Raw genomic sequence first — 17,729 nt, forward strand, 5'->3', positions numbered from 1 at the left:
GTGGACGACGACCTGAAGGCGCTGCGGCCCTCCTGCGACCGGTCGCTGGCGGGCCACGGGGTGTGGCGGGTCGCCGACCAGCTGGCCGACGTCCCGGCCGACACCGAGGTCGACCGGTACGGCGACGGCGGCGTGGTCGCCGAGCTGGAGGGCGAGGTCGCCGACCTGCTGGAGCTGCCCGCGGCCGTGTACCTGCCCAGCGGCGTGATGGCCCAGCAGGCGGCGCTGCGGGTGCACGCCGACCGGCGCGGCCGGCGGACCGTGGTCTACCACCCGCAGGCCCACCTCGAGGTGCACGAGGGCCGGGCGCTGGAGCGGCTGCAGGGGCTGGTCGGCCGCCCCACCGGCCACCGCGACCGGCTGCTGCTGCGCAGCGACCTCGACGAGGTGGCCGAGCAGCCGGCGGCGCTGCTGGTCGAGCTGCCGCAGCGCGACCTGGGGGGGCAGCTCCCGCCGTGGGAGGACCTGGTCGAGCAGGTCCGCTGGGCGCACGGGCTCGGCGCGGCCGCACACCTGGACGGCGCCCGGCTGTGGGAGGCCGCGGCCGGCTACGACCGCTCCCCCGCCGAGCTGGCCGCGCTGTTCGACACCGTCTACGTCAGCTTCTACAAGGGCATCGGCGCGCTCGCCGGCTGCTGCCTGGCCGGGCCGGAGGACGTCGTGGCCGAGGTGCGCACCTGGCGGCGGCGGATGGGCGGCACCCTGTTCGGGCTGTGGCCGGGCGCCGCGTCCGCGCTGACCAACCTGCGCCGCCGGCGGTCGCGGTTCCCGGCGTACCTGGTGCGGGCGCGGGAGGTCGCCGACGCCGTCCGCGACCTGCCCGGGACCACCGTCGTCCCCGACCCGCCGCAGACGCCGATGCTGCACCTGCTGCTGCGCACCACCCCCGACGCGTTCCGCGCCGCGAGCCTGGAGCTGGCCCGGCAGGGGCTGTGGGTCGGCCTGCACCCCGCGCCCACCGGCGACCCGGGGACCCTGCGGGTGGAGCTGCCGGTCGGCGACGCGACGCTGGCGCTGACCGTCGGGGAGATCCGCGCGGCGGTCGCCGCGCTGGGCAGCTGAGGGTCCTGGGCAGCCGATCGTTCTGTGGCGCACCACGGGTTCGCCACCTACCGTCGGCCTACGCGGCCCCTGCAGCCGCAGCGCGGTCCTTCCCCTCCGCCGGCTCCCCGCCGGCGCCGTCCCGTGGCAGTCCGGGGCACACCTCAGAGAGCACCCATGACCGCTGAGCTCCTGGGCGACGCCGTGCGTCCCCCCTCCCGACGCGACCGGCCGGTCAGCGCCTACGCCGACCTCTCCCGCCAGGTGCGGGACGCCGGGCTGCTGGCCCGCCGCCGCGGCTGGTACCTGACCGCCATCGCCCTCACCGTCGCCGCGTTCGCCGGCCTCTGGGTGGCGGTCGTGCTCCTGGGCGACACGTGGTGGCAGCTGGCGCTGGCCGCGGCGCTGGCCGTGGTGAGCACCCAGTTCGGCTTCCTCGGCCACGACACCGCCCACCGGCAGGTGTTCGCCTCGCACCGCACCAACGCGTGGGCCGCCCGGGTGCTGTCCTGCGGTTTCGCGGGGCTGAGCTACGGCTGGTGGATGGGCAAGCACAACAAGCACCACAACGCGCCCAACCAGCGGGGCAAGGACCCCGACATCTCCGGCGAGGGTCCGCTGGTGTTCACCGTCGAGGACGCCCAGAAGCGCAGCGGCTTCAGCGCCTGGTTCGCCCGCCGGCAGGGCTGGGCGTTCTTCCCGCTGCTGACCCTCGAGGGCCTCGCCCTGCACGCCGCGAGCGTGCAGACGCTGCTGCAGGTCAAGGACATGCCGCACCGCCGGCTGGAGCTGGGCGTCGTCCTGGCCCGGCTGGCCGCGTTCGCCGGCGTGCTGTTCCTGCTGCTCCCGCCGGGGCTGGCCGCGGCCTTCATCGGCGTCCAGCTCGCCGTCTTCGGCGTCCTGCTCGGCGGCTCGTTCGCGCCCAACCACAAGGGCATGCCCATCGTGCCGGAGAACGGCCGGGTCGACTTCCTGCGCCGGCAGGTGCTGATGTCGCGCAACATCCGCGGCGGCCGGTTCACCGACCTCTTCATGGGCGGGCTCAACTACCAGGTGGAGCACCACCTCTTCCCGAGCATGCCCCGGCCGAACCTGCGCAAGGTCCAGCCGATGGTGCGGGCGTTCTGCGCCCAGCACGGGATCGCCTACACCGAGATGTCGCTGCTGGGCTCCTACGGCACCGTCGTCCGCTACCTCAACCAGGTGGGTCTCGGCGAGCGCGACCCGTTCCGCTGCCCGCTCGTGCAGCAGTACCGGGTCTGATCAGCGGGAGCTGACCGGCCGGCGCTGGGCGGGCACCTCGGCGGTGGCGGGCGCCGCCGCCGGGGTGCACTCCGGCGTCGACCGGGGGCCCGGGACGTGGAACTGGACGGTCGAGCGGCCCGCCGCCGGGACCGGCGGCATCCGCCGGGCGGGCGGGGTCGGCGGGGAGACCAGCTGGTCGACCAACTGGGCCAGCGGCCGGGCCATCGCCGCGGTCGCGGGCTCCGCGACCGGCGCGGCCGGGGCGATCAGCTGGGGCGCGGGTGCGGCGGGCGGGGCCTGCTCCGCCCGCTCGCCCGCCGGGACCGTGGCCAGCCGGCTGAACGAGCGGCCGAGGTCGCGCTCGACGGCGCGGCGCAGCCGGTTGCCCAGCGGCTTCTCCACGAACCGGGCCGTCAGGTGGGCGAGCAGCAGCAGGACCAGCACGGTGACCGCGACGTTCGCGTACGCCGGGAGCACCGGCTGCAGGTGCCGGATGAGCGTCCAGCCGTTGATCTCGTGCAGCAGGTACAGCGGGTAGGTCAGCGCGCCGAGGGTGGTCAGCCAGCCCCAGCCGATCCGGGAGACGCGGGTCATGGTGACGACGACGATCGCGGCGATGCACAGGGTGAACAGCACGGCCAGCGTGGCGAACGACCCGGCCGGGATGCCGGCGACCTTGGTGGTCTCCGGGATGTAGTACAGGTCGATCGCCCACAGGCCGCACACGTAGTTCAGCCCGAGCAGCAGGCCGATGGCCGCGCCCCAGCCGTCGCGGTAGGCGAGGTAGAGCAGCACGCCGATGCAGAAGAACGGCGCGTAGTCCGGCATCAGCACCTCGGTGAGGAAGCGCTGCTCGGTGGTGCGGGCCAGCGCGCCGAGCACCGGCCAGGTGAGGCAGAGCAGCAGCATCCGGCTGCGGGTGATGCCGGCGACCGCGATCAGCGCCAGGATCAGGTAGAACTTCAGCTCGGCCCAGAGCGTCCAGTAGACGCCGTCGACGTGGCCGACCCCGAACGCGGACTGGAACATCGTCAGGTTCAGGGTGACGCCGGGCAGGCCCAGCCCCTCCCAGCCGGCGAGGAACGTCTGGTTGGTGAACAGCACGACGCCGGTGACGACCACCGCCAGCCAGTAGGCCGGGAAGAGCCGCCCGACCCGGGAGGCGAGGAAGCCCGCGACCGGCCGGCCCCAGGCGCTCATCAGGACGACGAAGCCGCTGATCATGAAGAACAGGTACGGGCCGAAGCACCCGAGGACGGTGAGCTTGCTCAGCGTCGGGAAGACCGTGTCGATCCCGCCGTCCCACGCCGGGCTCATCCGCCCGGTGAAGTGGAACGCCACGACGGCGAGGGCGGCGAGGAAGCGGAGCCCGTCGAGAGCGGCCAGCCGGCCCCTCGCGCGGGCCGGCGACGTCGTTTCCTGGCGCACGCGCCCTCCACTCCCCGTCACCCTGGGCGACCCAGGGGCCGGGTGGGAAGACCCGGCGCGACGACGCTAGGGAGGGACGGACCCGTCCCGTCGTCGCCTCGCCGGACCGCGCACCGGGTGGCGGGCCCACTCGTCACACGAGTCCCGCGGGGCTCGTCCCGCCCCGCGGGTCAGGGGAGCCGGCGCACCGCGCGGTGCTGGTCCAGCCGGTCGGTGTAGCTGGTCGCGTTGGCCCGGATGGCGGCCACGTCGTCGTCGGTCGTCTGCCGGCGGACCTTCGCCGGCACCCCGGCGACCAGCGAGCGCGGCGGCACCTCCGTGCCCTGGGTGACCACGGCGCCGGCGGCGATGATCGAGCCGGTGCCGATGTGGGCGCCGTTGAGCACGGTGCTGCCCATGCCGACCAGCACCTCGTCGTCGACCCGGCAGCCGTGCAGGACGACGCCGTGCCCCACGGTCACCCGCTCGCCGAGCACCAGCGGGAAGCCCGGGTCGCTGTGCAGCGTCGAGCCGTCCTGCACGTTGGAGTCGGCGCCGATCTCGATCACCTCGGCGTCCGCGCGCGCGACCGCGCCGTACCAGAGGCTCGAGCGGGGGCCCATCGTCACCCGGCCGACCACGGTGGCGGTGGGCGCGACGAACGCGGTCGGGTCGACGTCGGGGGCACCGGTGTCGAGGGCGCCGAGGAAGGGCTCGGTCATGCGGCTGGCTCCTGCAGGGGTCGACGTGCTCAGCGGGCGGTCTCGGCGATGATCTTGGGGATCTGCAGCGGCAGCTCCCGCGCGAGGAAGCCCAGCATGCCGATCTCCCCGGCCAGCCGTTCACCCGCCCGGCCGTGCAGGTAGGAGGCCCACACCGCGGCCTGCAGCGGGTCGGCGCCGCGGGCCAGCAGCCCGCCGACCACCCCGGCCCGGACGTCGCCCGAGCCGGAGACGCCCAGGCCCGCGCCGCCGCTCTGGTCCTCCCACAGCCGGCCGTCGGGGGCCGCGACCCAGCTGGTCGCGCCACCCAGCCCCACTGCGGCCCGGGCGGCGCTCGCGAGCTCCCGGGCCGCGCCGGCCGGGTCGTCCTCGACGGCGCCCTGCTCGGCGTGCAGGGCGATCGCCAGCTCGGTCGGGTTGGGGGTGAGCACCACCCGGCCGTCGAGGTGGTGCAGGCAGCGGGGGTCGGCGGTGACCGCGGCCAGTCCCAGCGCGTCCAGCGCCACCGGGCCCTCGAGCTCGGGGAGCAGCCGCTGCACCAGGTGGCGGGTCTGCTCCTCGTCCTGCATGCCCGGGCCGATCAGCACCGCGGAGGCCCGCCGGGCCAGCTCGACCACCCGGTCGGCGGCGTCCGCGGAGACCGCGCCGTCGGCGGTCTCCGGCAGCGCCCGCACCAGGGCCTCCGGCAGTGCCACCGCCACCGGCCCGGCGACGCTGGCCGGGACGGCGACCTGCAGCTTGCCCGCTCCCGACCGCAGCGCCGCCTCCGCGGCGAGCAGCACCGCGCCGAGGGTCTCGGTGCTGCCGCCGACGACCAGGATCGAGCCGCGGGCCTCCTTGCCGCCGGTGGGCTCGGGCAGCTGCCAGCCGCGCAGCACCTGCGGGGTGACCAGGACGCGCTCAGGCTGGGGACGGGACATCGTGCTCCTCGGTGACGTCGGGCTCGCGGTCGCCGGCCAGGTGGCCGACCCCGTTGAACTCCTCGAGCCGGAACGCCCCGCCGTCGTCCCGGTGGTAGCGGGTGACCGACGTGTTGGCGACCGTGTGCGCGCGGTCCACCTCCAGCAGCTCCTGCTCGGAGAGCTCCTCGAGCACGTAGCGGAAGACCATCACGACGGCCTGGTGGGTGAAGCAGACCAGCCGCTCCCCGTCGTGCCGGAGCGCCTCGGTGGCCAGCAGGCTGCGCACCCGCAGGGCGACGTCGGCCCAGCTCTCGCCGCCCGGGGGGCGGTAGTAGAACTTGCCCAGCACGTCGCGGCGGCGCGCCTCGTCGGGGTACTCGTCACGGATCGCCGTCCCGGTCATGCCGTCGAAGGCACCGAAGTCGCGCTCCCGCAGCCGCTCGTCGAACCGGGTGGTCAGGTCCAGCCCGCTGGCCTCGACCGCGCCGCGGGCGGTGGCCGCGGCCCGGGTGAACGGCGAGCTGAGCACCGTGGTGGGCCGCTCGGCCGGGTCCAGCCGGGCGAGCCAGCGGCCCAGCGCCGCGGCCTGCTCCTCGCCGGTGCCCGACAGCGGGACGTCGGGGTCGCGGACGTCGAGCTGCAGCCGCCCGGCCCCGGTCCGGTGCGCTTCGGCGTCGGCCACGTTGCCGAGGCTCTCGCCGTGGCGGACCAGCCACAGCGCGGACGGTCCCGGCTCCTGCGCCATCCCACGTCCCGTCGGTCGGGGCGCCTGGTCCCGGCGCCGTCCGCCCTGCCGTAGCCGGGGCGTGCGTGCGCGAAACCGCCGGGAACTGTCAGCGGGCAGGAGCAGGATGCGCGGCATGCCCGGTGACGACGACCTCCCCGTGCTGTCCTTCCCGTCCGCGGCCGCGTTCGAGGCGTGGCTGGAGGCGGAGCACGAACGCGCAGCGGGGCTGTTCCTGAAGATCGCGAAGAAGTCCGCGGGGGTGCCGTCGGTGACGGCGGCCGAGGCGGTGGAGGTGGCGCTGTGCTTCGGCTGGATCGACGGCCGCGCCAACCGGGTCGACGACGACTGGTTCACCGTCCGGTACACGCCGCGGCGCGCGCGGAGCGTCTGGTCGCAGAAGAACGTCGGCACGGTCGGGCGGCTGGTGGCCGAGGGCCGGATGCGGCCCGCGGGTCAGGCAGCGGTCGAGGCCGCGCAGGCCGACGGCCGGTGGGAGCGGGCCTACGCCGGGCCGGCGACGATCACCGTGCCCGACGACCTCGCCGCGGCGCTCGCCGCCGAGCCGGCCGCCGCGGACTTCTTCGCCGGGCTGGGCAAGGGCGACCGGTATGCCGTCCTCTGGCGGGTGGAGACGGCGAGCAACCCGCAGACCCGCGCCAAGCGGATCGCCGCCCTGGTGCAGATGCTGGCGGAAGGCCGCCCGCCGGGTCAGCCCAGCGCCACCCGGCGGGCGCCGACGTAGCCGCCCTTGTCGACGCTGGTCACCAGCACCCGCTGACCGGGCACCGGCGCGTGCACCATCTGCCCGTTGCCGATGTAGATGCCGACGTGGCTGACCGGCTTGTAGTAGAAGACCAGGTCTCCGGGCTGCAGGTCCTGCCGCGCGACGGGGGTGCCCATCCGCGACTGGGCCAGGCTGGAGTGCGGCAGGCTGATGCCGGCCGCCGCGTAGGCGTACATGGTCAGGCCCGAGCAGTCGAACTGGTCGGGGCCGGAGGCACCGGAGACGTAGAGGTCGCCGGTCTGCGCCAGCGCGACCTGCACGGCCTTGCCGGCTGCCGCGGTCGGCGCCGGCGCCGGGGTGGCCGTGGTCAGCTGCGGGCCGGACAGCGCGGTCTGCACCTTGGCCTGGTCGGCGGCGGTCAGCCGGGCGAGGTCGGACTGGTAGCCCGACAGCTGCTTCTTCAGCTCCGCCTGCTTGGCCTTGAGGTCCGCGGCGGCGGCCTCGGCCTGCTGCTCGGCGGTGGCGGCGGCGGTCTTCGCCTGCTCGGCGGCGTCGCGGGCGGCCGCGATCCGGCCGACGACCTGGTCGGTGTGCGCGGCCAGCTGGTCCAGGGTGCTCATCTGCTCGACCAGGTCGCGGGCCGAGCCGCTGGTGAGGAAGGCGGCCACCCGGGAGGAGGTGCCGCCGCCGTAACCGGCCTGGGCGATGGCCCGCAGCTGCGGCGCCAGCGTGGCCAGCTGGGCCTCGGCCCCGGCAGCCGCCTGGTCGGCGCTCTGCGCCGCGGTCTGCTGCTCGGTGACCGTCGCGATCGCCTGGTTGACCTGCTCGTTGATCGCTTCGAGCTGCTTGCCGGTCTCGGTGACCGACTGCCGGGCCTGATCGGTGCTCGCGGGGGCGGCCTGGGCGGTCGCCGGGGCGAACGCCGCGAGCACCGTGGCGCCGGCGGCCAGAGCTGCGCACCGCGTCCACCGGCGGGTGGTCGTCCGGTTCACCGGGCCTCCGTCGTGCCTGCGGCGAGCCCGGGGAAGGGGCATCACGGTCCGCAGGGCGTCCTCACGCAACGTAAGGACGTCGGCGCGTCCTGCCGCGCCGGGCGCGCCGGGACCGATCGGTCCGCCGGCTCCTCAGTCCCAGAGGCCCCGCCCGCCACTCCTGTGCTGTGCCGGGCCGGGCCGACAAGCCGGTCGGCCGTCGTCCGGTGGCGAGCGCGGTCAACGTCCGCCCCGGGCGCGCAGGGGTCGAGCGCGACCCCAGGTGCCGCTCGGGCCACCCGGGGACGCGAGCCGGACACGCGAGAGGCGCCGCCCGCCGGTTCCCCCCGGCGGACGGCGCCTCTGCGACGTCGAGCGCTGCTGTGGTGCTGTGGTGCTGTGCTGTTGGTGCGGCGCGGCCGGGCTCAGCCGGCGGCGGGCTCCTGCGCGTCGAGGGCCTCGAGGACGGCGACGTCGCGGAGGATGGCCGACAGCTCGGCCGAGGTCCACGCCTCGCAGCAGTCGCAGGCACCGGTCTCGGTGTAGCTGCGCAGGCCGAGGCGGCCGGCGGCCTGGTCCTCGTCGAGCGCCAGCTGGCCGTCGTCGGGGTTGCGGTGGCACCGGCAGGAGCTGGCGCACATGCCCAGACCCCACCCGGAGACGATCACGCTCGGACCGTTCTCGTGGACCTTGCCCAGCTGGAAGATCGAGGGCTTCTGGCTGTACGTCATCACGGTGCTCCCCTCGCCGCCCTGCCGGGAAGTGCAGGTGGTCGTTGTCGGCGTCGAGGAGAAGTGAACCGCAACGCGGTTACTTGTCCGTGTCACTGCGCTACGAAACGCGGTGCGTCGAAAGACCCCGCACGGCTGCCCCGCGTGTCCCGGTCGCCCCAGTCGTCACAGCCGTCCCACCGGCACCGAGTCGCTGGTAGAGGGCCAGCGTCGCGGCCGCCGCGGCGTCCCAGCTGTGCCCGGCGGCGAGCGCCCGGCCCCGGTCCCGGGCCCGCGGGCCGGACGGCGGCGCCAGCAGCGCGGCGGCGAGCACTGCCGGGTCGGCGGCGTAGCCCACCGCGTCGCCGAACACCTCGCGCAGCACCGGCAGGTCGCGGGTCACCACCGGCACACCGGCCGCCAGCGCCTCCATCGCGGCCAGCCCGAAGCCCTCCTTGGTCGAGGGGAAGGCGAACACGTCCGCGGCCGCGACCAGCGCCGGCAGCTCCTCGTGGTCGACCGGGCCGAGCACCACCGGCGACACGCCCAGCTCCGCCGCGCGGGCCTCCACCCGGGCCCGGTAGTCGCGGTAGTCGAACAGCGTCTCGCCGCCGGCCACGACCAGCTGCAGCTCCGGGCGCTCCGCGCGCACCCGCGCCATCGCCTCGACCAGGTCGAGGGTGCCCTTGCGCGGCTCGATCCCGCCGACGGCGAGCACGTAGCGGCCCAGCCGGGCCCGCCAGCGGGCCCGCCCGTCGGCCCCGGCAGCGCCGGCGGCGGCGGTGAACCGGGCGGCCTCGACCCCGTTCGGGATGACCGCGGGCACCCGGCCCCACCCGGTGGCCACCTCGGCGGCGACCGCGGCCGAGACGCAGACCAGCGCCCGGGGCGCCACGATCGCCCGCTCGTGGCAGGCGGCCAGCGCGGGGGTGGTGAAGGTGTCGAGGTGGTGGACGGTCCGGATGCAGCCGGGCACCGCGTTGGCGCTGATGCAGTCCTGGGCGTGCACGACGTCGTAGTCGTCGTCCCGGAAGGCGTCGGCGAGCACCTCGATCGACCGCAGGATCCGCGCCCCGACGTCCTCGCCCGGCACGTCGGGGAACGGCACCAGCCGCAGCGTGACCGCGGGGTCGACCGGCCGGAAGAACGCGGCGTCGCCGCCGCGGCCCAGCGACCAGACGTGCACGTCGTGCCCGGCGCGGGCCATCGCCTCGGCCAGCGCCAGGGTGTGCACCACCCCGCCGCGGGGCTTGGTCGAGTAGGTGAGCAGGGCTGTCCTCATGCTGAATAGGCCTCCGGACGGCGTTCGCGCAGGTGGTCCAGGACGAGCCGGGCCCGGCCGACCTCACCGGTCACGTCGACGTCGGCGACCGCGAGCCCGGCCTTGGCCCAGGTGCGGGCGAGCACGTCGCCGCCGGGGCCGACGACCTTCGACTGGCCGAGGAAGCGCAGCCGGCCCATCGTGCCGGTCTGGTTGGCCGACACCCAGACGACCTGGTTCTCCGCGGCCCGGGCGCAGTCGTAGAGGTCGAACAACCGGGACTGGCGGTCCTGCACCAGCCGCGGCGCCCGGTTGGTGAGGCTGGCCGGCCACGCGGACAGGCACGCGACCAGCGGCGCGCCCTGCGCGGCCAGCGAGCGGGCCGCCTCGGGGAAGGTCTTGTCGTAGTCGATGAGCATGCCGAGCCGGCCCAGCGGGGTGTCGAACGCGGCGAACCGGTCACCGGGGGCGTAGGCGCGCAGCTCGCCGACCGGCTGGTGCACCTTGCGGTGCGCGCCGAGGACGCCGTCCCCGGTCAGGCAGACCGCGCTGTTGTGGTGCCGCCCGTCCGCCGCCTCCCGGTAGCCGACGCACACCACCATCTCCCCCGCCGCCGCGGCGACCCGGGCGAGCTCCGGTGCGCCGGCGGCCAGCGCCGGGGGCAGACCGGTGTCCGGACCGCCGCCGAGGTCGCCCAGGTAGCCGCCGATGGTCGCGTCGGGGAACACCAGCAGCGCGACGCCGTGCGCCCGGGCGTCGCCGATGATCGACTCGATCTTCGCCAGGCACTGCTCGACGTCCCGGCCGAAGTGCGCCGAGACGGCCGCCACCCTCATCCCCGCGACCCGCTTTCGGCGCGGAAAGCGGGCCCGCTTTCGGCGCGGAAAGCGGGTCCGGTTTCGGCGCGGAGAGCGGGTCCGGTCTCGGCGCGGAGAGCGGGACGTCGGGCGGTCACGCCATGCGGGCCGCGGACGAGGCGGCGGCCACGGCGAGGTCGCGGCCGAGCCCGGTGGGGGCGCCGGCGGTGACCAGGTCGCCGATCCGGTCGGCGACGAACTCCGCGTCGCGGGCGATGCCGGCGAACCGGCCCGAGCCCCAGGTGTGCAGCCACGGCAGCCCGAGCACGAACAGCCCGGGTGCCGCGGTGACGCCGCGGGTGTGCGTCGGGTAGCCGGCGCCGTCGAACACCGGCACCTTCACCCAGCTCCAGTCGGCGCGGAAGCCGATCGCCCAGACGACGGCGGCCACCCGGTCGACGTCCAGCGATGCCGGCTCGACGTCCGGCTGCCAGACCGGCACGTACGGCGGCTCGGCCGGCGCGGCGATCCCGGAGCGCTCGATGTGCGCGTCGATGAGCGCCTTGGCGTTCGCGTCCACCCGGTCGGCGCGGTCGAGGTTGGCCCGGAGCTCCGGGGCGAAGGTGAACGCGCCGGCCCGCACGCCGGTCAGCGGGCCGTAGAGCTGCATGCCCTCGGCGGCGAACCGGCGCAGGTCGATGTCGCGCCCGCCGTCCCGGCCGGTGACGTAGTGGTTCGTCCCGATCCGCGCGGCCTCGCCGTCCCGGTGCTGCTCGACGGGCATGTCGTAGTGGCCGAGGTCGTCCAGCCACTCGACGACGTCCCGACCGCGGTACCGGCGGGCGATCCGCGGCGCGCTGCCCACCGCCAGGTGCACCCGGCGGCCGGCGCCCTGGAAGGCGAGGTGCAGGTCCTCGGCGATCTGGGCGCCCGACTGGCCGGTGCCGACCACGAGCACGTCGCCGTCCGGCAGCTGCTGCGGGTTGCGGTACTGCTGGGAGTGCAGCTGGACCACCGACTCCGGCAGCGCACTGGCGTAAGGCGGGACGACGGGCAGGTGGTAGCCGCCGACGGCCAGCACCACCTGGTCGGCGGTGAGCTCACCGGCGCTGGTGGTGAGCAGGTAGCCGCCGCCGACGGCGGGTGCGAGCCGGGTGACGGCGACGCCCTCGTGCACCGGCGGGTCGAACGAGGCGGCGAACCCGCGGACGTACTCGAGGATCTCGTCCTTGACCATGAAGCCGGCCGGGTCGTCGCCGCGGTAGGGCCAGCCGGGCAGCCGGCACTGCCAGTTCGGCGTGACCAGGCAGAAGGAGTCCCAGCGGGCGTCGGCCCACTCGTGCGCGATCGTCGCTCGCTCCAGCACGACGTGCTCGATGCCGGCGCGGCGCAGGTACCAGGAGACCGACAGCCCGGCCTGGCCCCCGCCGACCACCGCCACCGGCACCCGGCCGGGCAGCCCGCCCGTCGCCGCCGGGACGGCGGCCTCGGTGACGGTCACGCCGCGACCCCCACCCCGTAGGCGTCCGGACGGCGGTCGCGCAGGTGGGCCATCGACCGGCGGGCGCCGTCCAGCAGCTCCCGCACGTCGACCTCCGCGACCGCGGTGCCCGGCCCGACGCCGGTGGTCGCCAGCACGTCACCGCCCGGGCCGACGACCTTGGCGCTGCAGACGAACCGCAGCGAGCCGAAGGTGCCGCTCTGGTTGGCCGACAGCCACACCACCTGGTTCTCCAGCGCCCGGGCCTGGTCGAACAGGTCGAACCGGCGGGTCCAGCGGTCCTCGGCGAGGTCGGCGGCCGCACCCGTGCGCGACCCCGGCCAGGCCGACATGCAGGCGATCACCTCGGCGCCGTCGACGGCCAGCGTGCGGGCGGACTCGGGGAAGGCCTTGTCGTAGCAGATCAGCATGCCCATCCGGCCGATCGGGGAGTCGAAGGCGCGGAACCCGTCGCCGGCCGCGTAGGAGTGGTGCTCGCCCAGCGGCTGGTGGACCTTGCGGTGCACGCCGAGCACGCCGTCGCCGGTGACGGCGACCGCGGTGTTGTACCGCCGGGCGCCGTCGGACTCGCAGAACCCGGCGGTGACCACCATGTCGCCGGCGATCGCGGCCAGCCGGGCGACCTCGGGTCCGTCGACGTCCAGCGCGGGCGGCAGCTCCGCCGCGCCGTCGAGGTCGGCGAGGTAGCCGCCGAGCGCGGCCTCGGGGAGGGCGAGCAGCCGCACCCCGCGTTCCCGGGCTGCGGCGACGAGGTCGGTGATGAGCGCGAAGCCGGCCTCGAGGTCCCGGCCGAAGGGTGCCGCGACGGCGGCGACGGAGATGGTCATCGATCCTCCAGGTGGAGTCCCAGCGCATCACTCTCCGAGCGCTGGGACTCCGTCGATGCGGGGCCGAGGCCGGTGACGGCCCCGGGGACGGCGAGGGTGAGCGAGCCGTCCGGCCAGCGCAGCTGCACCCCGGACCCGGGGACGAGCTCGCCGCAGACGGCGGTGGTGGCGGGCCCGGCGTCGGCGACCGGCCGGCCGGGGACGTCGGTGGTGAGGAAGGCGGTGCCGGGGAAGCAGGTGGCCCAGTCGCCGGCGGACGCCGCGGCCGGCCGGGGGACGGCGGCGACGTCGAGCACCGCGCCGCAGCCGCTGGCCTCGGCGAGCATGCCGAGGGTGCCGACCAGCCCGGCCATGCTCACGTCCTTGGCCGCGGCCGGGGCGGTGCGCGCCACCACCGAGCCCATCCGCTGCAGCTCGGCGGTCGTGCGGGCGGACGTCGAGTCCCACTGCCGGCCGGTCTGCCCGCGCCGCCAGCCGCCACCGAGGTCGGCGGTCAGCGACACCGCGTGCCCCGGGCGCCCGCCGCCGGCGGGCACCGGCGACGGGGTGCGCCCCAGCGCGGTGACGCCCAGCGCCGCCGGGACGCCGAGCTGCGTGTGCCCGCCGAGCACCGGCACGCCCCAGGCGTCGGCGCCGGCCCGCAGCCCGGCGAGCACCCGGGCGGCGAACGAGGCGTCCCGGGCGCCGACCGCGTCGAGCAGCCCGAGCGGGGTGGCGCCCATCGCGGACAGGTCGTTGACGTTGACCAGCACCCCGCACCAGCCGGCCCACTCCGGATCGCGCTCGACCATCGCCGGCAGGATCGCGTCGCAGGCCGCGACCACGTCGGTCCCGGGCACCGGGGCGCCGTCGTCACCGACGAACCCGGCCCCACCCAGGTGCAGCCCCGCCAGCAGGCCGCCGAGGGGGGCCTTGGTTGCCGCCGCCAGCGCGGCCACCCGGCCGATCGGCCAGGTCATCGTGGTGTGCGGTCGCGCGCCGAGCGTCGTCGTGCCGGTGGCCCGCCAGCCGAGCCGGGTGAAGAGGCGGGCGTAGCGGTCCTGCACGGTGGCGTCGAACCGCAGCGCCCCGGCGGACTCGGCGCGGGCGCAGGCCGCGGTCACCAGCGCGGCGCCCAGGCCGTGCGGTGCGCCGCGGGCGACGACCAGCCGGGAGCCGGCCCACCAGCCGACGTCCGCGGCGCCGGGGTCGGCGGGCGCTAGCCGCACGCCGCCGAGCACCGCCCCGTCTGTTCCACGTGCAACAAGGGTCACGCAGCGCGGGTCGTCGTCGGTGCCGTCGAGGTCGGTGCCGGCGAACAGGCCCTGCTCCTCGACGAACGCGGCCCGGCGCAGCGCCCGGTGCGCGGTCACCCCGGCGGCGTCGGCCTCCTCGACCCGCCAGGCCGGCGGCGCGGGGGTGTGGCGGAAGTCGACGAGCAGCACGCTGCGCTCGAGACCGGCCCGGTCGTCCTCGAGGACGCTCATCCCCCGGCCGCCTGCAGGGCGCTGCACGCACCGCACGCCGCGCAGCCGGCGCCCTGGTCGGCGCCGCGCATGTCCAGCCGGCGCAGCCCGGCGGCCACCCGCTCGGTCACGTCGTGCAGCACCGCCGGGTCGGGCGCCCCGACGCCGTCGGCCACCGCCAGCGTGCCGGCCAGCGGCCGGTAGGGGACGACGAACGGGTAGACGCCCCGCTCGGCCAGCCGCAGCGCACCGTCGACCAGCTCGTCGGGGTCCTCGCCCAGCCCGACCAGCAGGTACGTCGACACCCGGTTGCGGCCGAACACCCGGACCGCCTCGTCCCACGCCGCCTCGTACTGGCTCATCGGCACGGTCGCCTTGCCCGGCATCCAGCGCCGGCGCACGGCGTCGTCCAGCGACTCGACGTGGATGCCGATCGCGGTGGCGCCGGCGTCGCGGAGCTCCCGCAGCACGCCGAGGTCCGCCGGTGACGGCGGCTCGCACTGCACCTGGACCGGGAGCCCGGGCACCGCCGCGGTCACCGCCCGCACGCACCGGGCGAGGTGCCGGGCGCCGCGGTCGCGCCCGTTCGTCGTCCCGGTGGTCAGCACCATCTGCCGGACGCCGTCCAGCCGGACGGCGGCCTCGGCCACCTCGGCGAGCTGGGCGGGCGTCTTGACCGCGGTGGTGGCACCGGCGGCCAGCGACGCCTCGATCGCGCAGAACCGGCACCGGTCGGCCTCGGCGTAGCGGATGCAGGTCTGCACGACGGTGGTGGCCAGCACGTCCCGGCCGTGCAGCCGGGCGAGCTGCTCGTACGGCACGCCGTCCGCGGTGGTCAGTTCGTAGAACCGCGGCCGCTCGACCGCCTCGGCGTCCAGCCCCAGGTCGGCGCCGTCCAGCAGCAGCCGGCCGCCGCTGATCGAGTACGGCGAGTCGGGGTTCAGCGGCAGCGCCGCCCCGTGGCCGCCGAGCAGCACGTGCCCGTCGTCGCTGGGGCCGGCGCCGGCCCGGCGGCTGACGGGCGCGTCGACCCGGACGCCGAGGATCGCCAGGTCGACCCGGGTCGAGCGCCCGAGCGTGGCGGTCATCAGAGGTTGTAGGTGGAGTTGATGATCGCGCCCTTGCGCGCGTAGTGGATCAGCGCGTCCTGCACGTCGAGCGGGTGGCAGGGGATGCAGCCGGCGATGAGGTCCTCCTCGCGCAGGCCGTGCAGCGAGAGGCCGAACCGGCAGACGTAGACCGTGCCGCCCTCCTCGACGAACCGCTCGATCTGGGTGTTGATGTTCTGCTCGCCGGGGAAGCCGCTGTCGCCGGTGGTCGGGAAGCCGCGGGTGGCCATCGCGTTCATCGCGCCCGGCCCGTAGAAGTAGAGGACCGACTCGTAGCCCTTGCGGAGCGCGCGCAGCGCCTGCAGGCAGGCGACGAAGGCGACCGACGACTCGTGCGCGATGCCGTGCACGAGGGTGAAGTACGACTCGCCCTCGCCGGCCTGGTAGTCCGGGAAGATCTTGGTGGAGCCGTAGAGGTTGCTGCCCTTGGGCAGCGAGGGGTGCGGGATCTCGGCGCGGCTGGTGTCCTGGGCGGCCTTGAGGTCCGCGTCGCTGATCAGCGGGGTGCCGGTGGTGGCGGGCAGGGTCTGGGTCACGGGAGTGCCTCTTCTCTCGGGGGTCAGGAGCCGTGCAGGGTCTCGAAGTTGGTGCGGAACACCAGGTCGGTGAGCTCGGTGCCGCCGACGGCGGCCAGCAGCCGGGCGTGCTCGCCGGCGAAGTCGCCCCAGGGCTGGTCGGAGGCGAACAGCACCCGGTCCGCGCCGATGCCGCGGCGCTCGATCTCGGCGGCCAGCCAGCGCGGGGCGAAGCCGATGGCCCAGCTCGTGTCGGTGTAGACGCGCTTGCCGGCGGCGATCCAGTCGAAGAACCGGGAGCCGATCAGCTTGATGTGGCCGCTCATCCCGCCACCGAGGTGCACCAGGTGGACGGCGACGTCGTCGGCGTACCGGTCGACGAGCCGGCCGACCTGGTCGACGTCGCTGGCCGCGCCGGGGCTGGTGTGCACGTGCACGACCAGGCCCAGCTCCCGGGCCGCACCGAAGACGGCATCGAGCTGCGGCCGGCACGCCTCGTCGTCCACGCCGCCGCCGAGCAGGAAGGACAGCTTGAGCGCGGTGACGCCGTCCTCCTTCGCCAGCGCGAGCGCCTGCGCCGTGGCGTCGGCGTCCTGCGGGCGGGGGCTGGTCCACAGCCCGGCGCGGATCCGCTCGTCGCGCTGCGCCGCCTCGACGACGAGCTCGTTGAGGGCGAAGGACGCCGACACGTCGGGGACGCCGTAGTTCGGGATCACCAGCGCGCGCTCGGTGCCCTCGCGGTCGAGGTCGGCGACCAGCTCGTCGATCGTGGCCCGGGCGGTGGTGTCCGGGTTGACCGGCGGACCGCCGTAGAAGGGGTGGGCGGGCAGCACGCCGAGGTGCCGGTGCCCGTCGTGCACCCGCCGCGGGCCGCCGTCCGTCATGGGGAGAACGTTGTCGGCCGGGCGTGTCACCGTGGTGACGCCCGGAACGAGATCCCGTTACGAAGTGCTCACGCCGCGGCCGCCGCGTTACGGCCGGGTGGCGGAGCCCGCACGAGGCCGGCTCAGGAGGCGGGCTCCGCGGCCCGGTGCTTCCCGGCGGGGCGCTGCCCGTCCCGGTGCTCGCCGTCCCGGTGCTCGCTGCAGGTGCCGACGATCTCGACGGTGTGGCTGACGTCGGCGAAGCCGTGCTGCGCGGCGACCGCGTCGGCCCAGCGCTCGACGTCCGGCCCGTCGACCTCGACGGTGCGGCCGCAGACCCGGCACACGAGGTGGTGGTGGTGACGGGTGCTGCAGCGGCGGTACAGCGTCTCGCCGGTGTCGGTGCGGATCGAGTCCAGCTCGCCGTCGTCGGTGAGCGCCTGCACCGCGCGGTAGACGGTGGACAGCCCGATGGTGTCGCCCGACGCCCGCATCCGCGCGTAGACGTCCTGCGCGCTGTGGAAGCCCTCGAGCTCCTCGAACGCCGCACCCACCGCGGTGCGCTGCTTCGTCGACCGTGCCATCAGGCCAGCTCCTCCTCCGCGACCCCGGTGCCGTCCCCGTCGTCCGCCAGGTGGCCCTCGTCGGTCATGTGCACGGCGTGGTCCAGCGCGTCCCGCACGATGTGCCCGACGTGGCCGTCGACCAGCCGGTAGTGCACCTCGCGGTGGTGCCGCTCGCCGGCGACCAGTCCCGCGCTGCGCAGCACCCGCAGGTGCTGGGACACCAGCGGCTGAGCTGCACCGAGCGCGGTGACCAGCTCGTGCACGCACCGGGTGCCGTGCTCGTCGAGCAGCGCGACGATCGTCAGCCGCATCGGCGAGGCCAGCGCGGACAGCAGCTCGCTGGCCGCCCGCACCGGCTCGGGGAAGCTCCCCGCCGAGCTGTTCACGGTCACCACA

The 17,729-nt window shown here is 75.8% G+C and carries 19 protein-coding genes; 3 read left to right on the forward strand and 16 right to left on the reverse strand.

The features are described 5' to 3' along the window. Entirely contained in the window at positions 1-1,062 is a 1,062-nt protein-coding gene (locus AB0J00_RS05805; protein ID WP_357741505.1) for a beta-eliminating lyase-related protein, read from the forward strand. Positions 1,063-1,218: 156 nt separating this feature from the next. Beyond that, positions 1,219-2,304, forward strand: a complete 1,086-nt coding sequence (locus tag AB0J00_RS05810; RefSeq protein ID WP_357741507.1) for an acyl-CoA desaturase — start codon at positions 1,219-1,221, stop codon at positions 2,302-2,304. Here AB0J00_RS05810 and AB0J00_RS05815 read toward each other — a convergent pair whose 3' ends face one another. The 4 genes from AB0J00_RS05815 to AB0J00_RS05830 all read right to left on the reverse strand — a co-directional run bounded on the left by AB0J00_RS05815 (position 2,305) and on the right by AB0J00_RS05830 (position 6,062). Further along, positions 2,305-3,714 (reverse strand): acyltransferase, encoded by a 1,410-nt coding sequence (locus AB0J00_RS05815; protein ID WP_357741510.1) that lies wholly within the window; start codon positions 3,712-3,714, stop codon positions 2,305-2,307. A gap of 170 nt (positions 3,715-3,884) precedes the next feature. Next, positions 3,885-4,415, reverse strand: a complete 531-nt coding sequence (locus tag AB0J00_RS05820; RefSeq protein ID WP_357741512.1) for a gamma carbonic anhydrase family protein — start codon at positions 4,413-4,415, stop codon at positions 3,885-3,887. 29 nt (positions 4,416-4,444) lie between these two features. Continuing rightward, on the reverse strand, positions 4,445-5,335 hold the full coding sequence (locus AB0J00_RS05825; protein WP_357741515.1) for an NAD(P)H-hydrate dehydratase: 891 nt from the start codon (positions 5,333-5,335) through the stop codon (positions 4,445-4,447). Continuing rightward, positions 5,316-6,062 carry a histidine phosphatase family protein gene (locus AB0J00_RS05830; protein ID WP_357741518.1) on the reverse strand — a complete coding sequence of 249 codons (747 nt, stop codon included), beginning with the start codon at positions 6,060-6,062 and terminating at the stop codon, positions 5,316-5,318. Before AB0J00_RS05830 ends, AB0J00_RS05825 begins: the two co-directional genes overlap by 20 nt. A gap of 115 nt (positions 6,063-6,177) precedes the next feature. On the opposite strand from AB0J00_RS05830, the gene AB0J00_RS05835 reads away from it, so the two are divergent. Beyond that, positions 6,178-6,786, forward strand: coding sequence for a YdeI/OmpD-associated family protein (locus AB0J00_RS05835; protein ID WP_357741521.1), 609 nt, complete (start codon positions 6,178-6,180; stop codon positions 6,784-6,786). On the opposite strand, the gene AB0J00_RS05840 is transcribed toward AB0J00_RS05835, so the two are convergent. From AB0J00_RS05840 to AB0J00_RS05895, 12 genes are all read right to left on the reverse strand, one after another. After that, complete coding sequence (locus AB0J00_RS05840) at positions 6,753-7,760, reverse strand: C40 family peptidase (protein ID WP_357741524.1); 1,008 nt, start codon at positions 7,758-7,760, stop codon at positions 6,753-6,755. The two genes, AB0J00_RS05835 and AB0J00_RS05840, sit on opposite strands and share 34 nt — an antisense overlap. 404 nt (positions 7,761-8,164) lie before the next feature. Further along, on the reverse strand, positions 8,165-8,470 hold the full coding sequence (locus AB0J00_RS05845; protein WP_357741527.1) for a hypothetical protein: 306 nt from the start codon (positions 8,468-8,470) through the stop codon (positions 8,165-8,167). Between the two features lie 100 nt (positions 8,471-8,570). Next, the gene (locus AB0J00_RS05850; protein WP_357741530.1) at positions 8,571-9,731 is read right to left on the reverse strand and encodes an MSMEG_0565 family glycosyltransferase; all 1,161 of its coding nucleotides are present in this window, start codon (positions 9,729-9,731) and stop codon (positions 8,571-8,573) included. After that, positions 9,728-10,546 (reverse strand): carbon-nitrogen hydrolase family protein, encoded by an 819-nt coding sequence (locus AB0J00_RS05855; protein ID WP_357741533.1) that lies wholly within the window; start codon positions 10,544-10,546, stop codon positions 9,728-9,730. Before AB0J00_RS05855 ends, AB0J00_RS05850 begins: the two co-directional genes overlap by 4 nt. Before the next feature lie 115 nt (positions 10,547-10,661). Next, positions 10,662-12,008 (reverse strand): MSMEG_0569 family flavin-dependent oxidoreductase, encoded by a 1,347-nt coding sequence (locus AB0J00_RS05860; RefSeq protein WP_357741535.1) that lies wholly within the window; start codon positions 12,006-12,008, stop codon positions 10,662-10,664. After that, positions 12,005-12,835 carry a carbon-nitrogen hydrolase family protein gene (locus AB0J00_RS05865; protein WP_357741538.1) on the reverse strand — a complete coding sequence of 277 codons (831 nt, stop codon included), beginning with the start codon at positions 12,833-12,835 and terminating at the stop codon, positions 12,005-12,007. The genes AB0J00_RS05860 and AB0J00_RS05865 overlap by 4 nt, the downstream gene beginning before the upstream one ends. Further along, positions 12,832-14,301, reverse strand: a complete 1,470-nt coding sequence (locus AB0J00_RS05870) for an MSMEG_0567/sll0787 family protein (protein ID WP_357741541.1) — start codon at positions 14,299-14,301, stop codon at positions 12,832-12,834. The genes AB0J00_RS05865 and AB0J00_RS05870 overlap by 4 nt, the downstream gene beginning before the upstream one ends. After that, positions 14,298-15,368 carry an MSMEG_0568 family radical SAM protein gene (locus AB0J00_RS05875; RefSeq protein WP_357741544.1) on the reverse strand — a complete coding sequence of 357 codons (1,071 nt, stop codon included), beginning with the start codon at positions 15,366-15,368 and terminating at the stop codon, positions 14,298-14,300. Before AB0J00_RS05875 ends, AB0J00_RS05870 begins: the two co-directional genes overlap by 4 nt. Continuing rightward, positions 15,368-15,925 carry an MSMEG_0572/Sll0783 family nitrogen starvation response protein gene (locus AB0J00_RS05880; RefSeq protein ID WP_357741547.1) on the reverse strand — a complete coding sequence of 186 codons (558 nt, stop codon included), beginning with the start codon at positions 15,923-15,925 and terminating at the stop codon, positions 15,368-15,370. Before AB0J00_RS05880 ends, AB0J00_RS05875 begins: the two co-directional genes overlap by 1 nt. 23 nt (positions 15,926-15,948) lie before the next feature. After that, complete coding sequence (locus AB0J00_RS05885; RefSeq protein WP_357741550.1) at positions 15,949-16,788, reverse strand: amidohydrolase family protein; 840 nt, start codon at positions 16,786-16,788, stop codon at positions 15,949-15,951. Positions 16,789-16,910: 122 nt separating this feature from the next. Then, positions 16,911-17,351, reverse strand: coding sequence for a transcriptional repressor (locus AB0J00_RS05890; protein ID WP_357741553.1), 441 nt, complete (start codon positions 17,349-17,351; stop codon positions 16,911-16,913). Then, complete coding sequence (locus AB0J00_RS05895) at positions 17,351-17,725, reverse strand: metalloregulator ArsR/SmtB family transcription factor (protein WP_357741556.1); 375 nt, start codon at positions 17,723-17,725, stop codon at positions 17,351-17,353. The genes AB0J00_RS05890 and AB0J00_RS05895 overlap by 1 nt, the downstream gene beginning before the upstream one ends. Between the last annotated feature and the right edge of the window lie 4 nt (positions 17,726-17,729).

Origin of the sequence: Modestobacter sp. NPDC049651, from assembly GCF_040659695.1 — a bacterium.
Classification (GTDB): domain Bacteria; phylum Actinomycetota; class Actinomycetes; order Mycobacteriales; family Geodermatophilaceae; genus Modestobacter.